This window comes from Capnocytophaga gingivalis ATCC 33624, from assembly GCF_000174755.1.
GTDB classification, from domain to species: Bacteria; Bacteroidota; Bacteroidia; order Flavobacteriales; family Flavobacteriaceae; genus Capnocytophaga; species Capnocytophaga gingivalis.
In genome coordinates this window covers 21110-38152 of record NZ_ACLQ01000006.1, presented here as the reverse complement: position 1 = coordinate 38152, position 17043 = coordinate 21110, and the positions used below count along the sequence as shown (strand labels likewise).

Here is a 17043-nt window from a genome sequence, read left to right as displayed (position 1 = left end):
GCGTTTGGATAAAGTAAATCAAGTATTGGCTCTCTTCGGTGCCGAAGTAGGAGTCGTAAGTATTATTGAAGAATGAAACAAGTAGTAAGCATTATCTACTTGGCAACAGTGGATTGAGCGTAGTTTTCTTTTTGATTTTCAATACAATATTATTACTCATTTTTTAACGTTTTTGAATAACTTCATCATGAATACAACATTATTTTTAGTAGCCCTTAGTGGTATTTGTTGGACAGTGGTCTATGTAGATGCTATTCGAATAGGTTTTAGAAATAAAACTTATGCTATTCCTTTTTGGGCATTAGCTTTAAACTTTGCTTGGGAATTGCTTTGCACTATAATTGGTTATCAAGAAATTGGAATCAATGACCAAATGATTGCTAATATTGTATGGTTATTTTGTGATGTCTTTATACTCATTACTTATTTCAAATATGGAAAATTATACTGCCCTATAGTTGTCCAAAAATACTTTTATTTGAATGGAATCGTGATATTGTTTATTTCATTTGTAGTACAATATGCCTTTATCAGAGAATTTGGTTTAATAATGGGAAGTAGTTATTCTGCCTTTTTACAAAATCTATTAATGTCTATACTATTTATTGGTTGGGCTTTAGACAATAATAGAATTTCTTCTCAGTCTATACTTATAGGCATATCTAAATGTATAGGTACATTAGCTCCCACTATATTATTTGGAATGATAGGTAGTGAACGTCTTGGAGGAGCTAATACCTTTTTATTATACATAGGATTGATGATTTTTGTGTTAGATATAGTGTATATTACTTGTATATTACTTATAAAAAGGAATACAAAATCCCGTACAATTGAAACCTCTTAAAACCCTTCTTAATATGTCATATAACTTTAGTGAACTCGACACCCTTACTGATCGCCTTATAAACGAGGAAATAGGAACGTATGACCTGCCTTATTATATAGAACCACTACTTGAAGGCACTACTCTTATCGATCTGCTCAAAGCTTATCTAAATGATGCCATTACCCATAAAAATGCCAGCCGTATAGAGTGTGCTATCATTCTTGCCGCAACATTGGGTGAGGAAAAAAAGCTGTTGCCCCAGTACGAAAACTTGCTTTTAGAAGATTGGCATCACAGTCACGAAGATCTTGTGGATGTAATTGAATCCTACGGCAATAGCTCGAATGTTGCTACTTTACAGAAGGCTTTTAACCTCTCCCTGCCTTATATGGAGTATAACCATCATTATTCTTTTCACCGCAAGCTGCTCTATGCCATCTTAAAGTTAGCCCCAGAGCAATTTACAAGCATACACAAGCAGTACATTGCAGACTTAAAGAAAGGAATCATTTTAAAATAACAACTCTATGACCTCCGACGAATTTGCAAAGAATTTTTATCTTGAAAAACTAAATATTCTAAAATCCTGCTTTGAAGAGCAGCCCCAATACCCCAGTGCTGTAAATGCAAAAATAAAAGAAATGGCACTCAGTAGCATCCAGCAAGAGCAGCTTAAAGATGTAATAGATACCCTCTTAACAGATGTGTTTTACAGTGTTCTATTAGGATTAGATGGCGAAAGTAGCATAGGCAACACCCAGCATACTTACAAAATACACGATGAAGAAGGTAATCTTATTTCCGATTGTGGGGAATTGGAAGCCTGTGCTTATGAGTACTTTCACGAAGGCAAATATGAAGGCTGTACTTTAGCCCCCGATTCTGAATCACATTAAAAAACTTAATATAGAAGCCGTTTAAACTTTTTCTATAATAGTAAAAATTCCCGAAAATTAGTAATTTTGTGTTTGCTAATGTTCAGATGTGTTGGTAAATTCTTCAACCTGCCAAGCAGTGCAATGCAAAGAGCTAAAGCCTAATGATAAGCGTATGAGCAACAGGCTCGCACCAGTGGTTTAATCAAGAAAAAAACAGTATAAAATGTTATTAGACAAAACTATAAGAGAAAATTTGGACGGTAAATACTTGATTATTTATGGAGAAAGTTTTAGAGAAGGAATTGAATATGCTGCAGAAGTGGATATTCCTCAAATTCAATTAAGAAATAATACAAAATGTAATAGCATTGATTTTAAGGAGTTAGAAAAAATACCTGCTTTAAAGGTGATTTCTTTTGTAGGCAATACCACAGAAATCATCAACTTAGACTCCATATATTCATTGAAGGATATTCAGAAGATATACTTTCAGCAAAAACAGAAATTCAAAATAGATATTTCTAAATTTCCTAATATCAAGCATATTGGGGCGGAATATTGGAATGGGCTGGATTGTTTTAACAAAGCAAACGGGCTAAAAAGTATAGTTTTTTCTAAATTTTCAGGCTTAGATTTGAAGCAAATGTCTCCATTGTTGAACTTGAAAGTGTTACATATTTATAGTTCTAAGATACAGACATTAGAGGGTATTGAACTTTTACCTATAGAAGAGCTTTTTTTAGCAAGGAATAATCAATTGGAGGATATACAAGCTATTGAAAAAATGAATTATTTAAAAAATATAACTATAGAGAAATGTGCAAAGATTCGCAATTATAATCTTATTGAAAATCTTAGAAATAAAATAAAAGTATCTGTTATATAAACAAATAAGTAATGTTTTAGAGATAGTGGTGAAATCTTAATCTATTATTAAGCGGTACAATATAGAAACAATGAAGATATATAAAATAAGAGGTGGAAATGATCCTATTTATGCTAGTATTCACGCTCAAATGGGACAACCTTATGAAAAAGGAGAATATATAAAAGTGACTTGGAATGATTACCATTCCAAAGGGAATGGTATTCCTGATTTTTTATATGGTGGGTATATTGTATGTAAAAGAGAAATAGCAAAGGAACTCAAACAAAAGTTTGAAAGTTTGGAGATAGGAGAGCTTGAGTGGCATAAAAATCCAAAAGAGATAGTAGCAAAAAATATCCATAGATTAAGATGGCTACCTAAAGAAGAGGTCGATTTGGTACATATCTATTCTAAAATCAACATTCCTATATTACCTCAAAGTACTGTAATAATGAGTAAGGGAAATGATGGAAAAGATTGGATAAAAGACTATATTGGAGAAGAAACCCTATTTGGTACAAAACATACACCAAGAGAACTTGGAAAAGGTATATTTATTGACAAGCGAGAGCTTGGAGATTTTGATTTTTTCAGAATAGAAAAAAGTACTTTTCTTTTATGTACAGAAAATGTAAAAGAATATATAGAAAAAAGAGGATTTAGTAATGTTGTATTTTTAGAAGTAGGAGATGTTATTGAAAACTAAATTCCCCCGCTGGTGCGTTTCTTGTAGCTCTATAACCAACTGAGAGGGAGATAATTAGTTATTTTGCATGCTACTGTAGGGGCGATTTGCAAATTGCCCTTAAAAAGGATTCCTTGATTCTATTTATCCGTATCCCCCGCAGGCGCGAGTCAGTGAGAGAAATCCTTTAGACTTTATACCTAATATAACACACAGAAACAAAAAACTATTTTCAATATGACTATTATAGAACTTATAAAGCAAATTAAACCCTTTCCCATATTATTTATCAGAAAGCATAGTATATTTAACCTCGAAGTATTTATTGATGGTTGGTATTACCGTGATGAAGAAGAAGATGTAAAGGCAGATATTTTATACACAGACTTTTATGAGTGGTTACGTAAAAGATATAATATGAATGATAGTAGGGGTTGGGCTCATATCCTTTATTATAAATTTGAAACTGAGGAAAAGGCTTTGGATGAGTTCTTCGTCTTATTCAATACTTTTTATAAAGAAAAATACAAAACAAGTCTATGGTAAAGGGTAATATTTAAAAATGCAACATACTAATACAAAAGATTTCTATTGGCAAAATCGTATTTGAATAATGAAAACACTATTAAAAAAATTACCCTACCTACTGATATTATTTCGGTTTTTGTTAGCCCCTACTATTCTGTGGGTGGCGTATAAGGCAGAAGAACCCACCGCAAGGCTATGGATAGTAGTTTTTATCGTTTTAGGACTATTGTCGGATATCTTCGATGGGATTATTGCGCGCTATATGGGGGTCTGCACCGTGGCAATGCGGCGAATGGATAGCCAAACAGATTTGATATTTTGGCTGTCTGTGGGCGTGGCTTGTTATCATCTCAACCCCACTTTGATAGCAGCCTATCGTTATGAAATTATTGCCCTTTTTGTAATGGAAGGACTCTGCTATGGGGTGAGTTTTTGGCGATTTGGCAAAGAAACTTGTACACACGCTTTTCTTTCCAAACTGTGGGGTGTATGTTTGTTAGTAGCTTTTATCTCGCTTATAGGCTTTGGTTATGGAGGTTTCCCCTTGCTCTTGGCGGTCTATTGGGGACTTTTCTCGCAATTGGATGTCATTCTTATCATTTTGTTACTACCTAAATGGCAGAACGATATCCCGAGTAGCTACCACGCTTATCTGCTGAGAAAAGGAAAAGAGATTAAGAAACATAAACTGTTTAATTAACAAATGAAAAGAAAATGCTATTTTTTTGCAAATGATAATGATTATGGTGTGTTTACTTCTTTCTTAAAAGAAGTCACAACGATTCTAATTGATACGAAACCTCTATTAATTAATGAAAGTATTAATCCTTTGAAAAATATTTTGGAGGCTCAAACCAAACAGATTTGTCTGTTAAATACAAATATTGTTTCTTTACCACAATATTCTAAAGAATATAACAACATTCAAGGATATGCTCATTTTCATCCAATTGGCAGAGGACGTATTCAATTACTTAAATCGACAATAGAAAAAGGGAAGTTTCTTAAAAATGGGCAATTATATGGTTTTTCTGAAGATGAAGATTCAGAGGCTTGGATAAAGGAAGTTTTTAGTTGGATAAAAAGACATAGTAAAAAAGTATATAGAACCACCTTAAATAGAAATACTATCTCTGAACATCCAGAACCTAATTATTATTGCTTTTTATCTGCTTCAGAAGAATTTAATGGAGAGCAAGGAAAATTCCTAACTATTGCAAATGATATTTATTGTATAGCTAAATAAAAAAGAAATAAAGTCTTCCACAGGCGCGAGTCAGTGAGAGAAATCCTTTAGACTTTATACCTAATATATATAACACAGAAACAAAAAACTATTTTCAATATGACAATAATAGAACTTATAAAACTTATTAAGCCTATTCCGGAATTATTTATTGGAATTCACAATGTATTTTGTTTAGAAGCTTTTATTAATGGTTGGCATTATCGTGATACCGAGGAAGATGTAAAAGCTAGTGTCTTATACACAGAATTTTGTGAATGGCTAAGAAAAAGGTATAATATGAGAGGCGACTCTAGAGGTTGGGCTAATATACTTTATTATAAATTTGAAACAGAAGAAAAGGCTTTGGATGAGTTCTTTGTCTTATTCAATATCTTTTATATGGAAAAGTATAAAACCACCTTATGGTAAAAACAATATAATATATAGAAATTGGAATACGATAAATGCATTATCAAGGTTCCTATATACTGATAACTAATGTTATAATACTAATTAGGCAATGAATTAGGGGCAATAGAGACACGAGCGACACGCTCGCGCCAGCGAGAGGGAAAGTACGAAAACACCAATTGAAAACGCCTTTTGAATCAATGAGTGAATGAGTGAATTCTCCTCATTCACTCATGAGTTTATTTAAAATTTTCCTCTATTTTTGTGATGATATCTTTGGCAAGGCGCAATGCTTTGGTACCTTGTAGGAAGGTCACTACAGGAGTGGTGTTGTGCTCTATAGCATCGGCAAAGGTTTCTAATTCCTCAAGAATAGCATTGGTAGGTTGTACCTCTGGGTATTCGAAGTAGATTTGCTTGCGTTCGCCCTCATTATTCTGGAGAATCATATCGAATTCACTGGGGTGCTCAGGAGCATCTTTCATATGGATGACTTCTACCTTTTTTTCTAAGAAATCCACAGAGATATAGGCATCCTTCTGGAAGAAACGACTCTTGCGCATATTCTTCATCGAAATACGGCTGGCAGTAAGGTTGGCCACACAGCCATTTTCAAATTCTATACGAGCATTGGTAATATCAGGTGATTTGCTAATGACAGCTACTCCACTGGCTTCTATATGCTTTACAGGCGAATCCACTACACTTAGGAGCACATCTATATCGTGAATCATTAGGTCAAGTACTACGGAAACATCGGTACCCCTTGGGTTGAACTCCGCCAAGCGGTGAACCTCAATGAACATAGGGTTTGCTATGGACGGCTTAGCCGCTTGAAAAGCAGGATTGAAACGCTCCACATGCCCCACTTGCCCTTTGAGCTGGTTTGCTTCCAGTAGTCGGTATATTTCTTCTGCCTCGGCTACAGTGCTGGTAATGGGTTTCTCTATAAAAATATTTCGCTTGGCGGCAATAGCCTTCAGCGCACACTCATAGTGGGATAGGGTAGGGGTTACGATATCCACTACCTCTACTGCCTCGATGAGCCTCTCTATACTATCGAAGTAAGTATAACCAAATTCGGCTACTACCTTCTGCGCTTGCTCTTTATTAGGATCGTAGAAACCTATAAGTTCATATCTCTCGGATTGGTTAAGGAGTTTTAGGTGTATTTTTCCTAAGTGTCCTGCACCCAATACCCCTACTTTTAGTTTATTTTTCATCTTTAGATAGCTTATTTCTTAGTAATATTCATTTTTTCGGCAAAGTAATCACAGAAATCCCGCATTGTGTCGGTCATTTTCTGATCTTGAGTTGCCTTGTAGAATGTATCAGCCATGGTTTGGAATGTTTGATAGAAGAAAATATTCATTTCCTCCAGAGGCATGTCCTTTGTCCATAGGTCTATCCGAAGAGCTTCCTTACTCTTGTGATCCCATACGGAAAGGAATAGAGCCTTGGCCTCCTGGTGAGCGATTCCTCCATCAGGTGCCTCCCAGAAAAGGCGCTCAGGAATACGATTCTCATCCAGCTCGACTTGTAATTTTATTTCAGAAGTATGATTCATTTTCTATTTTTTAGGTTTGTAATTTGCTTCTTTGAAGAGTTCTTCGGTAGGGATAATTCCTAATTTCTGTAGAGCATCGGGGTGTTTTTCCATATATTGGGTGACAATCCGAAGTCCAATATACCGCCCTACACCCCCAGGGGATTGATTGTCCAGCTCCAAGTAGAACTTAGAGAAAGGTGCCATATCGATAAAGCGGGTCAGTATTTTCCTATCGGTACTATATAGAAGTTGATTTTCTATGAAGTAGCGCCATATCTGTGCTTCATTCTCCTCTGTCCATTGGTATTTTTCAGAGGTATACTTTAGTAGGTCTTCCTCGGAGACTGTAGGCAGAAACTTATGAGCTAAGTAGAGCACTTTTCCCTCATGAATCATTGCATCTAAGAAGGTAGTATTCCTTGAGGAAGGAATAATAGCCTCAGCAAAGGAAAGGGCTACATCTACAGGGAGGTATTTTTTGTCCAATTCCTGAGCAATATATGCTTCCATATCACTGTAGAAACGATGTTTGCTCCCTAAGTAATTATCTACCCCTATTAGCAATAGGCTGTCAGCATAGATCACACGTGATGAATAATCTACATCGGAGGTTAGGGTAACTACCTTAGGAGGAGTGAACTGAGGAAAATAATACTTAATATGTTGGTAGATACTCTTTATTGTTTTCTTTTGATCGGAAAAATCTCCAAAGGTCTTGTTTATTTCCGAGAAAAGCTCTTTCTGTAGGGAGTCGGATTGCTTCTTAGCCCATTCTTCATCTGTGGTATTTTCAGGGAAGAATAGGGGATACTTTGCTTTGATAAGGGGTAGTTCTTTCACAGGGGTATGGAAGAAAATAGAATCCATACGCAAGACCTTCACATCCATTGGGATCTGGGAGATGGCACGTTCGGTTCTATCACAAGCAGTCAAGGCTATCAGTAAAATAAAAAGTAAAAAATGGTTTGTTTTCATCGTGCAAAGGTAAGAAAAAATATTTTATTTTTTTACAAAGAAAATCACTACTTTTGTCATCTGTTTATTTCAAGAGAGATGAAGGCAATTTTCCAAAAACACATCTTACAATTTAAGCGTCCTGCGGGTACCTCTCGTGGGGTGCTGACCGAAAAACCTACTTGGCTGCTCACTATAGAGCACGACGGACGATTTGGCATAGGCGAATGCAGCCCACTCCCAGGGTTGAGTATAGATAATATTGCTGATTACGAACGGAGTAAGCTCCTATGGGTTTGCCAACATATCTCGTTGGGGAAGGAAGCTCTATGGGATGAGCTCAAGAGTTATCCCTCTATACAGTTTGGGGTAGAACAGGCTTTTCTCTCCTTGGAAGCTCAAGAGGAGGGGGTACTTTTTCCTTCTGCTTTTACCCAAGGCAAGGAGGCTATTCCTATCAATGGTCTTATTTGGATGGGCGATAAGGAGTTCATGCAGCAGCAGATACGGGAGAAACTCTCTCAGGGATTCCGCTGTATCAAGATGAAAATCGGAGCTATAGACTTCGAGACAGAGTATGCACTCCTCAAGGGTATTCGCCAGCAATTTACCTCTTCCGAGATAGAGCTTCGGGTGGATGCCAATGGGGCTTTTTCTCCTACGGATGCCTTGGAGAAGCTCAAGAGGCTCTCGGACTTACAGATTCATTCCATAGAACAACCTATCCGAGCAGGACAATATGAGGCGATGGTACGCCTATGTGAGACCTCTCCTTTGCCAATTGCCTTAGATGAGGAGCTTATAGGAGTGGCTTGTCCTTCTCGAAAAGAGGAGATACTCCAATGGATAAAACCTGCTTATATTATTCTAAAGCCTTCGCTTATAGGGGGGTACAGAGGAAGTGAAGAGTGGATAGCCTTGGCAGAGAAAGAAAATATCGGCTGGTGGGTTACCTCCGCTCTGGAGGGCAACATAGGACTTTCGGCTATAGCACAGTGGACATATACTCTGGAAAACCCCTTACCACAAGGCTTGGGAACAGGTAGTCTGTATACAAATAATTTCCCAAGTTCTTTGCAAGTAAAAAATGGGAAACTATGGTGGATAAAATAAAAAAATGTAATATATTTGCACCAAAATACAAAGAATGGAACAGGTTTATATTTTTACCCTCTCAGCCCTTTTTGCCCTTGCTATTTTTGACCTTGTGGTAGGAGTGAGCAATGATGCTGTGAACTTCCTGAACTCGGCCTTTAGTTCCAGAGCGGCACGGCTTCGCACTATCATGATTGTGGCCAGTATAGGGGTGGGAATAGGGGCTATCTTCTCCAATGGGATGATGGAGATAGCCAAGAAGGGTATCTTCAACCCAGAGATGTTTTACTTCGAGGAACTGATGGTGATCTTTGCCACAGTGATGTTGGCCGATATTCTCCTGTTGGACTTCTTCAATACGTTAGGACTTCCTACTTCCACAACAATTTCTATCGTTTTCGAGCTCTTAGGGGCTTCTGTAGGGGTTGCTTTTGTCAAGGAACTCAAAGAAAAAGACCGACTGCTGTACGTGATAGATGGAGTCAGAAACTATATCAATACGGACAAGGTAGGGCAGGTGATTGTGGCTATCTTTGTCTCGGTTTTTATCGCTTTTGTTGTGGGGTCTTTGGTGCAATTCCTCACCCGACTACTCTTTACTTTTGACTTTGAAAAACGCATGCGCTACTTTAGCGGTATTGTAGGGGGGATTGCACTCACTGCGCTAAGCTATTTTCTTGTCATCAAGGGCTTGAGTGGTTTGTCTTTTATGCATAAGGAGCTTTTGGATTGGATAGATCAGAACACTCTCCTACTGTTGGGTTGTTTCTTTGTTGGCTTTTTTATCTTGGGACAGGTACTTTATTGGTATAAGGTAAGTATCTGGCGGGTGGTGATTCTCTCAGGTACCTTTGCGCTGGCAATGGCTTTTGCGGGTAATGACTTGGTAAACTTTATTGGGGTACCTGTAGCTGCTTGGGATTCTTTCCAGCTGTGGGAAGCCGCGGGAACTCCAGAGCAGTCCATGACCATGGGAGCCCTCAGGGAGAATGTACAGACCCCTCAGATCTTTCTCATCATAGCAGGGACTCTGATGATACTTACCATTTGGTTCTCTAAAAAGGCACTCAATGTGATGCAAACCGAGATGAAGCTCTCCCAACAAGGAGGGGGCAAGGAACGGTTTGAGGCTACAGGGCTCTCCCGTGGGATTGTTCGCTTTAGTGTATGGGTTACTTCCATGATTGAGGCTCTTATCCCTAAGCGTACCTTGAAGTATATCCATAGCCGCTTTGAAAAACCAGAGGAAGAAAAAAGTGATTCTATAGATAAGCCAGCGTATGATGTCGTCCGAGCTGCGATCAACTTGGTTGTCTCCAGTAGCCTTATCGCTGTGGGTACTTCTTTGAAGTTGCCTCTCTCGACTACCTATGTTACTTTTATGGTGGCTATGGGTACTTCTCTTGCCGATAGGGCTTGGGGGAGAGAATCAGCCGTATTCCGTGTGGCAGGAGTATTCAATGTCATAGGGGGGTGGTTCCTCACCGCTGGAGCAGCCTTTGTCATGGGATTGGGAATTGCAGTGATTCTTTTCTATGGGGAAATATATGGACTGATTACCATGATATTCCTTGTTGGTTACTTGGTAGTGCGCAATGCTATTGCTTATCGCAGAAAACAACGCAAGGAAAAAGAAGCTCAAAAGAAACGCTTTAACAAGGAAGACCTTATCACCATTAGTGGAATCATGAAGCTCAGCTCCCAGAATATCGCTGGGGCTGTGCAGACCATTGATGAGCTCTACCGTGAAGTGATAGATAATCTGGCAGTAGAAAATCACAAAGGGCTCAAAGCTTGTAAAAAGCGAGCCAAGGCGCTCACCTCCGATATAGAAGACCTCAAGAGTGATATCTATTACTTTATCCGTTCTATCGATGATAGTTCAGTGACTTCCAGTAAGTTCTATATTCTTATCTTGGACTATCTACACAGTATGTCCAACTCTATTAGCTTCATAGCCGATACCAGCTATACTCATGTGGATAACAATCATAAGAAACTAAAATACAATCATATACGAAATCTTAAAACAATCTCTGAGAAAATGCAGCAGCAGTTCCAGAAGATATTGGAGATACTGAATGTTTCCATGTATTCGAACTCTACCACACAGCTAATCAAGGATGTTAGCAGTATTAAGGACGAGATCTCTGAGCTGATAGAAAAGCAGATACGCGACATCCGTACTACCGAGTCCAGTCCTAAGAATACTAAGCTATATTTTAGTTTGCTCCTCGAAACTCGTGTACTGATTCGCTCTATCATCAACCTTATGACGCTCTTTAAGAACTTCAAAGACCAGTTCAGGACGATGACAAATGAAAAATAACAAATGATTAATAAAAGTGCTTATAGAATTGACTATAGGCACTTTTTTAGTGTTTTGATTTACAAGACAATAATATCTATTGTGATTTCCTAAGAGAAAAGTCCTTGATTCGTACAATCAGGGAGCTTTTGTTGTGTCGGTGGGGTGTTAAAATATATTTTTCCTTATATATTTCTTTTTTGTAAAAAAAAGAGTATTTTTGTAGCTCAAAAACAATCATCAAAAATGAAATACAAAATTATCTTTGTAGCTCTTTTGTCCTTACCTATGTGGGCTCAAGAGAAGACATGGTCGCTTACTGATTGTATCAACTATGCTGTAACTAATAATATATCTGTAAAAAAGACAGAACTTAGTCAACAAACGGCCTCTATCAATCTTCATCAGGCTAAGAGTAATCGCCTGCCGAGTGTAGCGGCTAATGCTTCTGCCAATGTGAACAATGGTTCGGTAATTAACCAGATTACCAATGATAGGGTGAACCAAACAACCTTCACCAACAGCTTTGGGGTGAATGCATCTTTGCCTTTGTATGAAGGAGGAAAGCTCGGATTGCAGGCAGAACGTACCCAATTGGTATTGGAACAAAGTGAGTTGTATAGGAAGGAAGCTCAGAACAACATCACCCTGAGTGTCTTGGAGGCATACCTACAAGCACTCTATCAATATGAGAATATCACTGCGGCTAAGAATACAGCTCGCTCCTCCGAGGAAGAACTCGCTCAGGCTCGTAAGCGTTTTGAAAATGGAGCTATCGCCAAGATTGACCTTATCGAGATAGAAACTCAAAATGCTAACAATCAGTATAATATTATATTAGCACAAAACCAATATGAGACTCAGGTGCTTGCTCTCAAGCAGCTCTTGGAGTTGCCTATAGGAACAGATTTCAAAATAGAAATTATTCAGAAGGAGGAAGTTAGTGCTCCTATTGAGAATAAAGAGGAGATATTTAGGCAAGCATTACAGCATTTGCCTAATACTAAGGTGTATGAAAAACAAAAAGAAATAGCTCAAAAGGATATTCAAATCGCTAAATCGGGGTATTTGCCTTCTCTTACCCTTAGTGCAGGTCTCAATACAGGGTATTCTGACCGAGCTGCTGATAAGTATATGGAGCAATTGAGAAATAACTTTGGGGAAACGGTTGGTTTATCACTTAATATTCCTATTTTTTCTCGCTATCAGAACAGAAATAATGTCGCTTTAGCCAAAATAGCCGAATCCCAAGCGGAGCTGGATCGCCGACAAGCAGAAAAAGACCTCTATACTAAAATAGAGACCGCTTGGCACAACGCTACTACCCGTCAAGCACAGGAGGTAGCTTCCAAAACAGCACGGGATAATGCAAAATTGGCCTACGAATTGGCTCAGAAAAAACATGAGTTTGGCAACTTAACCAATACCGAACTCCTTGTTAGTAGAAATACCTACCTTAATGCTGAGCAAACGTACCTACAGAATAAATATATGGTCTTACTCTACCAACAATTATTGAATTTCTATCAAGGGAAGGAAATAATGATCAATAACTAATAACTGAAGATTAAGAACTAAGAACTTAAAGACTAAAGACTAAATCGGAATGAAGAAGATAATAAAAACATCTATAATTGTCCTATTGCTTGCAGGAGTGAGCTATGGAGCATATCGTTTTTTCTTTACGGAAAAACCTGCAATCATTGAGATACAGAAAGAAAAAGTAGAAAAAGGGGATGTAACTACGGAGGTTACCGCCACAGGAAGTGTACAGCCTGTTGATGAGATAGAGGTAGGTACTCAGGTTTCTGGCTTGGTGAGCAAGATATATGTAGACTACAACAGCCAAGTGAAAAAAGGAGAACTCTTAGCCGAATTGGATAAGACCAACCTACAAGAGAATGTTATCAATGCTCAAGCCAACTACAACGCTGCGCTCAATGAGGTAACTTACTACCAACAGAATTATGAGCGTAAGAAAAATATGTATGATAACCAGATTATTAGCAAGGCTGACTATGAGCAGGCCTACTATCAGCTCCATAATGCTAAGGCAGCAGTTACACAACGACTCACTATGCTCAATCAGGCTCGTACAAACCTCGGTTATGCCAGTATCTATGCCCCTATCGATGGGATTATTCTTAGTAAGGAGGTAGAAGTTGGTCAGACTGTGGCCGCTACCATGAGTGCTCCTACCCTCTTTAAAATTGCCAAAGATATCAAAAAAATGCAAGTGGAGGCTAATGTGGATGAGGCAGATATAGGTCAGGTGAAAGTAGGACAGCGCGTCACCTTTACTGTCGATGCCTATCCTTTAGAGGAATTTCAGGGGGAAGTATCACAAGTAAGGCTTTCGCCTACCACTACTTCCAATGTAGTAACCTATACTGTGATTGTGGATGCACAGAATCCTCAGGAGAAACTAAAACCTGGACTTACAGCGACTATAGTGATCTATACCAACGAACTCAAAGGAGTTACCATCGTCAATAACAAGGCTATTAACTTTTCTCCAGATTTGGCACTCTTAGCGCAATATTATGCACAAAAAGGAATTAATGTACCAACCCCCAAGGTAGAACGCAGTAAGGGAAAGAACAAGCATGTATGGGTGGAACAGCCCGATGGAAGTCTCTCTCAGAAAGCTATTGTGATAGGAAACAATGATGGTATCAATGTAGAGGTGGTCAGTGGTCTCTCCCAAGGGGAAGAGGTGGTTACCTCCCTCTCGGCTATGAATCCTACAGCCAAAACAGCTCAGGGAGATCAAAATGGGGCAAGTCCTTTTATGCCAAAGATGCGCCGACGTGACAATAGCAAAGCTAAATAGAGGAAATCATGGGAAAGACAATTATTGAGATAAAAGACCTCAGAAGGGAGTTCAAGATGGGGGGAGAGACCCTACATGTGCTCAAGGGGATTGACCTGAATATCTATGAGGGAGAGTTTGTTACTATTATGGGACCTAGCGGCTCTGGGAAATCTACTCTGTTGAATATTTTAGGATGCTTGGACAGACCTACTTCGGGGGATTATATACTAGATGGTATTTCAGTGAGAAATATGTCCAAGAACTCACTGGCGAATGTGCGTAATACCAAGATAGGTTTTATCTTTCAGGCTTATAATCTCTTGGCACGTACTTCCGCTATTGAGAATGTGGAACTTCCCCTGATGTATAACCCTAAAATCTCGGCCAAAGAACGTCGGGATCGTGCTATAGAGGCTTTGAAAAAGGTAGGATTGGAGTCACGCCTGCACCATATGCCCAGTGAACTTTCAGGAGGGCAACAGCAGCGTGTGGCCATAGCTCGTTCCTTAGTGAATGACCCTGTAATCCTTCTGGCTGATGAGGCTACTGGGAATCTAGATACCCGTACTTCCTATGAAGTAATGGAACTTTTCCAAGAACTTAATGATAAGGGGAGTACTATAGGCTTCGTAACCCATGAGGACGACATTGCCCAATTCAGCAAGCGTACCGTGGTACTTAAGGACGGCAATATCATCAAGGATAATCTTATAGAAAATAGGTTTGATGCTAAAGAGGAATTACGAAAGATAAAATCAGGTTTTAGTGAATAGCAAAGCTAACATTCTCTAAAGGGAAAGAGACTGTCCGAAAAGTCCAAAAACAGTATTTTTCAAGGTTTAATCGAATATTTTAAAATTTTATTCTATTGAAAATTAGTTGTTTTGGGTTCTGTTGTAGGAGCGATTTGCAAATCGCCTTTCAGGAATAAGATTTTTCGGACAGCCTCTTTTTTTTATTATTCAGGATAATTCAGATTCTCCTCTTTAAGCTGGTAGAGTACCTCATCTAAATATTTCTTGGCTTCATACTTGGCCATAGGGAGGTTGTTGTTGTAGTAATTGCCACATTCTACCGCAGAAGCTCCGGGGATGTCTCCCTCGAAATTAGCCATATATTCGAACAGACGGATGATCAGCGGGGCTATATCTTTAGAAGTATAGTCTCCTGCAAGAATCAGATAATGTCCTGTCATACAGCCCATAGGTCCCCAATAGATGATTTTATCCTTCCAATCACTATTGCGTAGCCAAGTGGCTGCCAAGTGTTCCATAGTATGTATTTCAGCTCCTCCTAATACGGGTTCACGGTAGGGGGCTTTCATACGAATATCAAAAGAAGTAATCACTTCCTGACCTACAACATCTCTACGAGAAAGGTAAATCCCACGCTGTAACTTGAGATGGTCTACACAAAAACTTGCTATTCTTTCCATTCTTTTATGATGATCAATGATTAATGATTAGTTTAGTATTGATAATTTTAACAATTGAATTTACTATCCTAAGATCATTCCGGCAATAGTGGCAGACATTAGAGAGGCAAGGGTTCCTCCCAATACTGCCTTGAGTCCAAACTCAGAAAGGGTCTTACGCTGGTTAGGAGCAAGAGATCCGATCCCGCCTATCTGTATCCCGATAGAGGCAAAGTTGGCAAAACCACATAGCAAATAAGTGGACATAATCACCGATTTTTGGTACATTAGGTGCATGGGAGCTTCTGGGTTTTTCAATACAGCCAACTGAGTATAGCCGACAAATTCAGAGGCAGCTAACTTGATTCCTAAGAGCTGACCCACTAACATCATATCTTCTTTGGCTACACCTATTAGCCACATAATAGGGGAGAAGATAGAGCCTAAAATCATCTCCAAGGAGAACCGGTCATAAGGGAGTATACTGCTATTACTGATTATCCCATTCAGGTGGGTAATCTCTCCTACCCAGCCAAGGAAGTAATTGACCATAGCAATTAGCGCAACGAAGACTAAGAGCATAGCTCCTACATTGGCAGCCAATTTTAGTCCTTCACTAGTACCTGTGCTGATGACATCGAGGATATTGCTTCCGTATTTCTCATGGGAGCTTTCATACATTGTAGGAATTGGTTCATCCTGTGGATAGAGTATTTTGGAGATAACCACTGCACCAGGGGCTGCCATGACTGAAGCTGCCAATAGGTGCTTGGCAAATTCTAATTTCAATGCATCATCATTTCCTCCTAAGAAGTTGATATAGGAGGCCAATACGCCTCCTGCTACTGTAGCCATACCACCAATCATTACAAGCAGAATCTCACTCTTGGTCATCTTCTCCAAAAAGGACTTAATCATCAGTGGAGCTTCTGTCTGTCCTAAGAAAATATTCCCTGTAACTGAAAGGCTCTCTGCTCCTGAGATTTTTAGTGATTTACTTAGTACCCAGGCCAATCCTCGAGTGAATAGCTGAATGATGCCATAGTAGAATAGGATAGAGGTAAGAGCAGAGAAGAAGATGATGGTAGGGAGTATCTGAAAAACAAAGATATATCCAATCCCGTTTATATCCATCAAGTTTCCAAAGAGGAAATTACTACCAGCTCTGGTGAAGTCCAAGATCAGAAGGAAAAAGCGTCCAGCCAGTTCAAAGAGTTCTCTCACCCATGCTACTCGTAGTACACCAAAGGCTAAGAGCAATTGTATAGCCAGCCCGATACCGACAGTCTTCCAAGCGATGGCTTTGCGATTGTGGCTAAAGAGGATGGCAATCATCAGTAGCACACACATTCCTAAGACACCCCTAAGGACACTTTCCAAACTCATACCCTCGCTTGGAATGATTGTATTTCCTTGCGATTGTGCTATTCCCAGCATTGGGGAAAGCAAAAGTGTAAAAACATATATAAGTTTCATAGACA

General features: G+C 38.9%; 19 protein-coding genes. 14 read left to right on the top strand and 5 right to left on the bottom strand.

Going from position 1 to position 17043, the window contains the following annotated elements; genetic code table 11:
- Positions 1-187: 187 nt before the first annotated feature.
- The 9 genes from CAPGI0001_RS01915 to CAPGI0001_RS01875 all read left to right on the top strand — a co-directional run bounded on the left by CAPGI0001_RS01915 (position 188) and on the right by CAPGI0001_RS01875 (position 5445).
- On the top strand, positions 188-847 hold the full coding sequence (locus CAPGI0001_RS01915) for a transmembrane-type terpene cyclase (RefSeq protein WP_002666016.1): 660 nt from the start codon (positions 188-190) through the stop codon (positions 845-847).
- 13 nt (positions 848-860) lie between these two features.
- Positions 861-1349 carry a hypothetical protein gene (locus CAPGI0001_RS01910; protein ID WP_002665992.1) on the top strand — a complete coding sequence of 163 codons (489 nt, stop codon included), beginning with the start codon at positions 861-863 and terminating at the stop codon, positions 1347-1349.
- A 7-nt stretch (positions 1350-1356) separates the two neighbouring features.
- Positions 1357-1725, top strand: coding sequence for a hypothetical protein (locus tag CAPGI0001_RS01905; protein WP_002666009.1), 369 nt, complete (start codon positions 1357-1359; stop codon positions 1723-1725).
- A 205-nt stretch (positions 1726-1930) separates the two neighbouring features.
- Positions 1931-2593, top strand: a complete 663-nt coding sequence (locus CAPGI0001_RS01900; RefSeq protein WP_002666012.1) for a leucine-rich repeat domain-containing protein — start codon at positions 1931-1933, stop codon at positions 2591-2593.
- Between the two features lie 70 nt (positions 2594-2663).
- Positions 2664-3281, top strand: coding sequence for a hypothetical protein (locus tag CAPGI0001_RS01895; RefSeq protein ID WP_002666031.1), 618 nt, complete (start codon positions 2664-2666; stop codon positions 3279-3281).
- A gap of 216 nt (positions 3282-3497) precedes the next feature.
- Positions 3498-3806 (top strand): hypothetical protein, encoded by a 309-nt coding sequence (locus CAPGI0001_RS01890; protein WP_040359356.1) that lies wholly within the window; start codon positions 3498-3500, stop codon positions 3804-3806.
- Positions 3807-3873: 67 nt separating this feature from the next.
- Positions 3874-4488, top strand: coding sequence for a CDP-alcohol phosphatidyltransferase family protein (locus tag CAPGI0001_RS01885; protein WP_002666010.1), 615 nt, complete (start codon positions 3874-3876; stop codon positions 4486-4488).
- A gap of 3 nt (positions 4489-4491) precedes the next feature.
- Positions 4492-5034: a hypothetical protein gene (locus CAPGI0001_RS01880; protein ID WP_040359355.1), complete on the top strand. Its 543-nt coding sequence runs from the start codon at positions 4492-4494 to the stop codon at positions 5032-5034.
- A gap of 99 nt (positions 5035-5133) precedes the next feature.
- A complete protein-coding gene (locus CAPGI0001_RS01875; protein ID WP_040359352.1) occupies positions 5134-5445 on the top strand; it encodes a hypothetical protein in 312 nt (103 codons plus the stop codon).
- Positions 5446-5666: 221 nt separating this feature from the next.
- Here the strand turns inward: CAPGI0001_RS01875 and CAPGI0001_RS01870 are convergent, their stop codons facing one another.
- Genes CAPGI0001_RS01870 through gldB form a run of 3 tightly spaced genes read right to left on the bottom strand, consistent with a single transcriptional unit; the run spans position 5667 to position 7951 of the window.
- On the bottom strand, positions 5667-6650 hold the full coding sequence (locus CAPGI0001_RS01870) for a Gfo/Idh/MocA family oxidoreductase (protein ID WP_002666035.1): 984 nt from the start codon (positions 6648-6650) through the stop codon (positions 5667-5669).
- An 11-nt stretch (positions 6651-6661) separates the two neighbouring features.
- On the bottom strand, positions 6662-6994 hold the full coding sequence (gene gldC / locus CAPGI0001_RS01865) for a gliding motility protein GldC (RefSeq protein WP_002666006.1): 333 nt from the start codon (positions 6992-6994) through the stop codon (positions 6662-6664).
- A gap of 3 nt (positions 6995-6997) precedes the next feature.
- Positions 6998-7951, bottom strand: coding sequence for a gliding motility lipoprotein GldB (gene gldB / locus CAPGI0001_RS01860; protein WP_002666015.1), 954 nt, complete (start codon positions 7949-7951; stop codon positions 6998-7000).
- 78 nt (positions 7952-8029) lie between these two features.
- Between gldB and CAPGI0001_RS01855 the strand changes: the two genes are divergently transcribed.
- The 5 genes from CAPGI0001_RS01855 (at position 8030) to CAPGI0001_RS01835 (ending at position 14921) form a co-directional block, all read left to right on the top strand.
- Positions 8030-9043 (top strand): o-succinylbenzoate synthase, encoded by a 1014-nt coding sequence (locus CAPGI0001_RS01855; RefSeq protein ID WP_040359350.1) that lies wholly within the window; start codon positions 8030-8032, stop codon positions 9041-9043.
- Positions 9044-9077: 34 nt separating this feature from the next.
- Entirely contained in the window at positions 9078-11354 is a 2277-nt protein-coding gene (locus CAPGI0001_RS01850; RefSeq protein ID WP_002666018.1) for an inorganic phosphate transporter, read from the top strand.
- A gap of 225 nt (positions 11355-11579) precedes the next feature.
- Positions 11580-12890, top strand: coding sequence for a TolC family protein (locus CAPGI0001_RS01845; RefSeq protein WP_002666011.1), 1311 nt, complete (start codon positions 11580-11582; stop codon positions 12888-12890).
- Between the two features lie 49 nt (positions 12891-12939).
- The gene (locus CAPGI0001_RS01840) at positions 12940-14166 is read left to right on the top strand and encodes an efflux RND transporter periplasmic adaptor subunit (RefSeq protein WP_002666033.1); all 1227 of its coding nucleotides are present in this window, start codon (positions 12940-12942) and stop codon (positions 14164-14166) included.
- A gap of 8 nt (positions 14167-14174) precedes the next feature.
- A complete protein-coding gene (locus CAPGI0001_RS01835; protein WP_002666085.1) occupies positions 14175-14921 on the top strand; it encodes an ABC transporter ATP-binding protein in 747 nt (248 codons plus the stop codon).
- A gap of 185 nt (positions 14922-15106) precedes the next feature.
- On the opposite strand, the gene CAPGI0001_RS01830 is transcribed toward CAPGI0001_RS01835, so the two are convergent.
- Positions 15107-15583: an S-ribosylhomocysteine lyase gene (locus tag CAPGI0001_RS01830; protein WP_002666004.1), complete on the bottom strand. Its 477-nt coding sequence runs from the start codon at positions 15581-15583 to the stop codon at positions 15107-15109.
- A gap of 63 nt (positions 15584-15646) precedes the next feature.
- Positions 15647-16999: a NupC/NupG family nucleoside CNT transporter gene (locus tag CAPGI0001_RS01825; protein WP_394363710.1), complete on the bottom strand. Its 1353-nt coding sequence runs from the start codon at positions 16997-16999 to the stop codon at positions 15647-15649.
- Between the last annotated feature and the right edge of the window lie 44 nt (positions 17000-17043).

Excerpts from the sequence above, each read along its gene's own strand:
- gldC (WP_002666006.1), bottom strand. The coding sequence starts at position 6,994 with ATGAATCATACTTCTGAAATAAAATTACAAGTCGAGCTGGATGAGAAT.
- CAPGI0001_RS01870 (WP_002666035.1), bottom strand. The coding sequence starts at position 6,650 with ATGAAAAATAAACTAAAAGTAGGGGTATTGGGTGCAGGACACTTAGGA.
- CAPGI0001_RS01895 (WP_002666031.1), top strand. The coding sequence starts at position 2,664 with ATGAAGATATATAAAATAAGAGGTGGAAATGATCCTATTTATGCTAGT.
- CAPGI0001_RS01885 (WP_002666010.1), top strand. The coding sequence starts at position 3,874 with ATGAAAACACTATTAAAAAAATTACCCTACCTACTGATATTATTTCGG.
- CAPGI0001_RS01825 (WP_394363710.1), bottom strand. The coding sequence starts at position 16,999 with ATGCTGGGAATAGCACAATCGCAAGGAAATACAATCATTCCAAGCGAG.
- CAPGI0001_RS01830 (WP_002666004.1), bottom strand. The coding sequence starts at position 15,583 with ATGGAAAGAATAGCAAGTTTTTGTGTAGACCATCTCAAGTTACAGCGT.
- CAPGI0001_RS01900 (WP_002666012.1), top strand. The coding sequence starts at position 1,931 with ATGTTATTAGACAAAACTATAAGAGAAAATTTGGACGGTAAATACTTG.
- gldB (WP_002666015.1), bottom strand. The coding sequence starts at position 7,951 with ATGAAAACAAACCATTTTTTACTTTTTATTTTACTGATAGCCTTGACT.
- CAPGI0001_RS01855 (WP_040359350.1), top strand. The coding sequence starts at position 8,030 with ATGAAGGCAATTTTCCAAAAACACATCTTACAATTTAAGCGTCCTGCG.
- CAPGI0001_RS01835 (WP_002666085.1), top strand. The coding sequence starts at position 14,175 with ATGGGAAAGACAATTATTGAGATAAAAGACCTCAGAAGGGAGTTCAAG.
- CAPGI0001_RS01845 (WP_002666011.1), top strand. The coding sequence starts at position 11,580 with ATGAAATACAAAATTATCTTTGTAGCTCTTTTGTCCTTACCTATGTGG.
- CAPGI0001_RS01875 (WP_040359352.1), top strand. The coding sequence starts at position 5,134 with ATGACAATAATAGAACTTATAAAACTTATTAAGCCTATTCCGGAATTA.
- CAPGI0001_RS01910 (WP_002665992.1), top strand. The coding sequence starts at position 861 with ATGTCATATAACTTTAGTGAACTCGACACCCTTACTGATCGCCTTATA.
- CAPGI0001_RS01840 (WP_002666033.1), top strand. The coding sequence starts at position 12,940 with ATGAAGAAGATAATAAAAACATCTATAATTGTCCTATTGCTTGCAGGA.
- CAPGI0001_RS01890 (WP_040359356.1), top strand. The coding sequence starts at position 3,498 with ATGACTATTATAGAACTTATAAAGCAAATTAAACCCTTTCCCATATTA.
- CAPGI0001_RS01850 (WP_002666018.1), top strand. The coding sequence starts at position 9,078 with ATGGAACAGGTTTATATTTTTACCCTCTCAGCCCTTTTTGCCCTTGCT.
- CAPGI0001_RS01905 (WP_002666009.1), top strand. The coding sequence starts at position 1,357 with ATGACCTCCGACGAATTTGCAAAGAATTTTTATCTTGAAAAACTAAAT.
- CAPGI0001_RS01915 (WP_002666016.1), top strand. The coding sequence starts at position 188 with ATGAATACAACATTATTTTTAGTAGCCCTTAGTGGTATTTGTTGGACA.
- CAPGI0001_RS01880 (WP_040359355.1), top strand. The coding sequence starts at position 4,492 with ATGAAAAGAAAATGCTATTTTTTTGCAAATGATAATGATTATGGTGTG.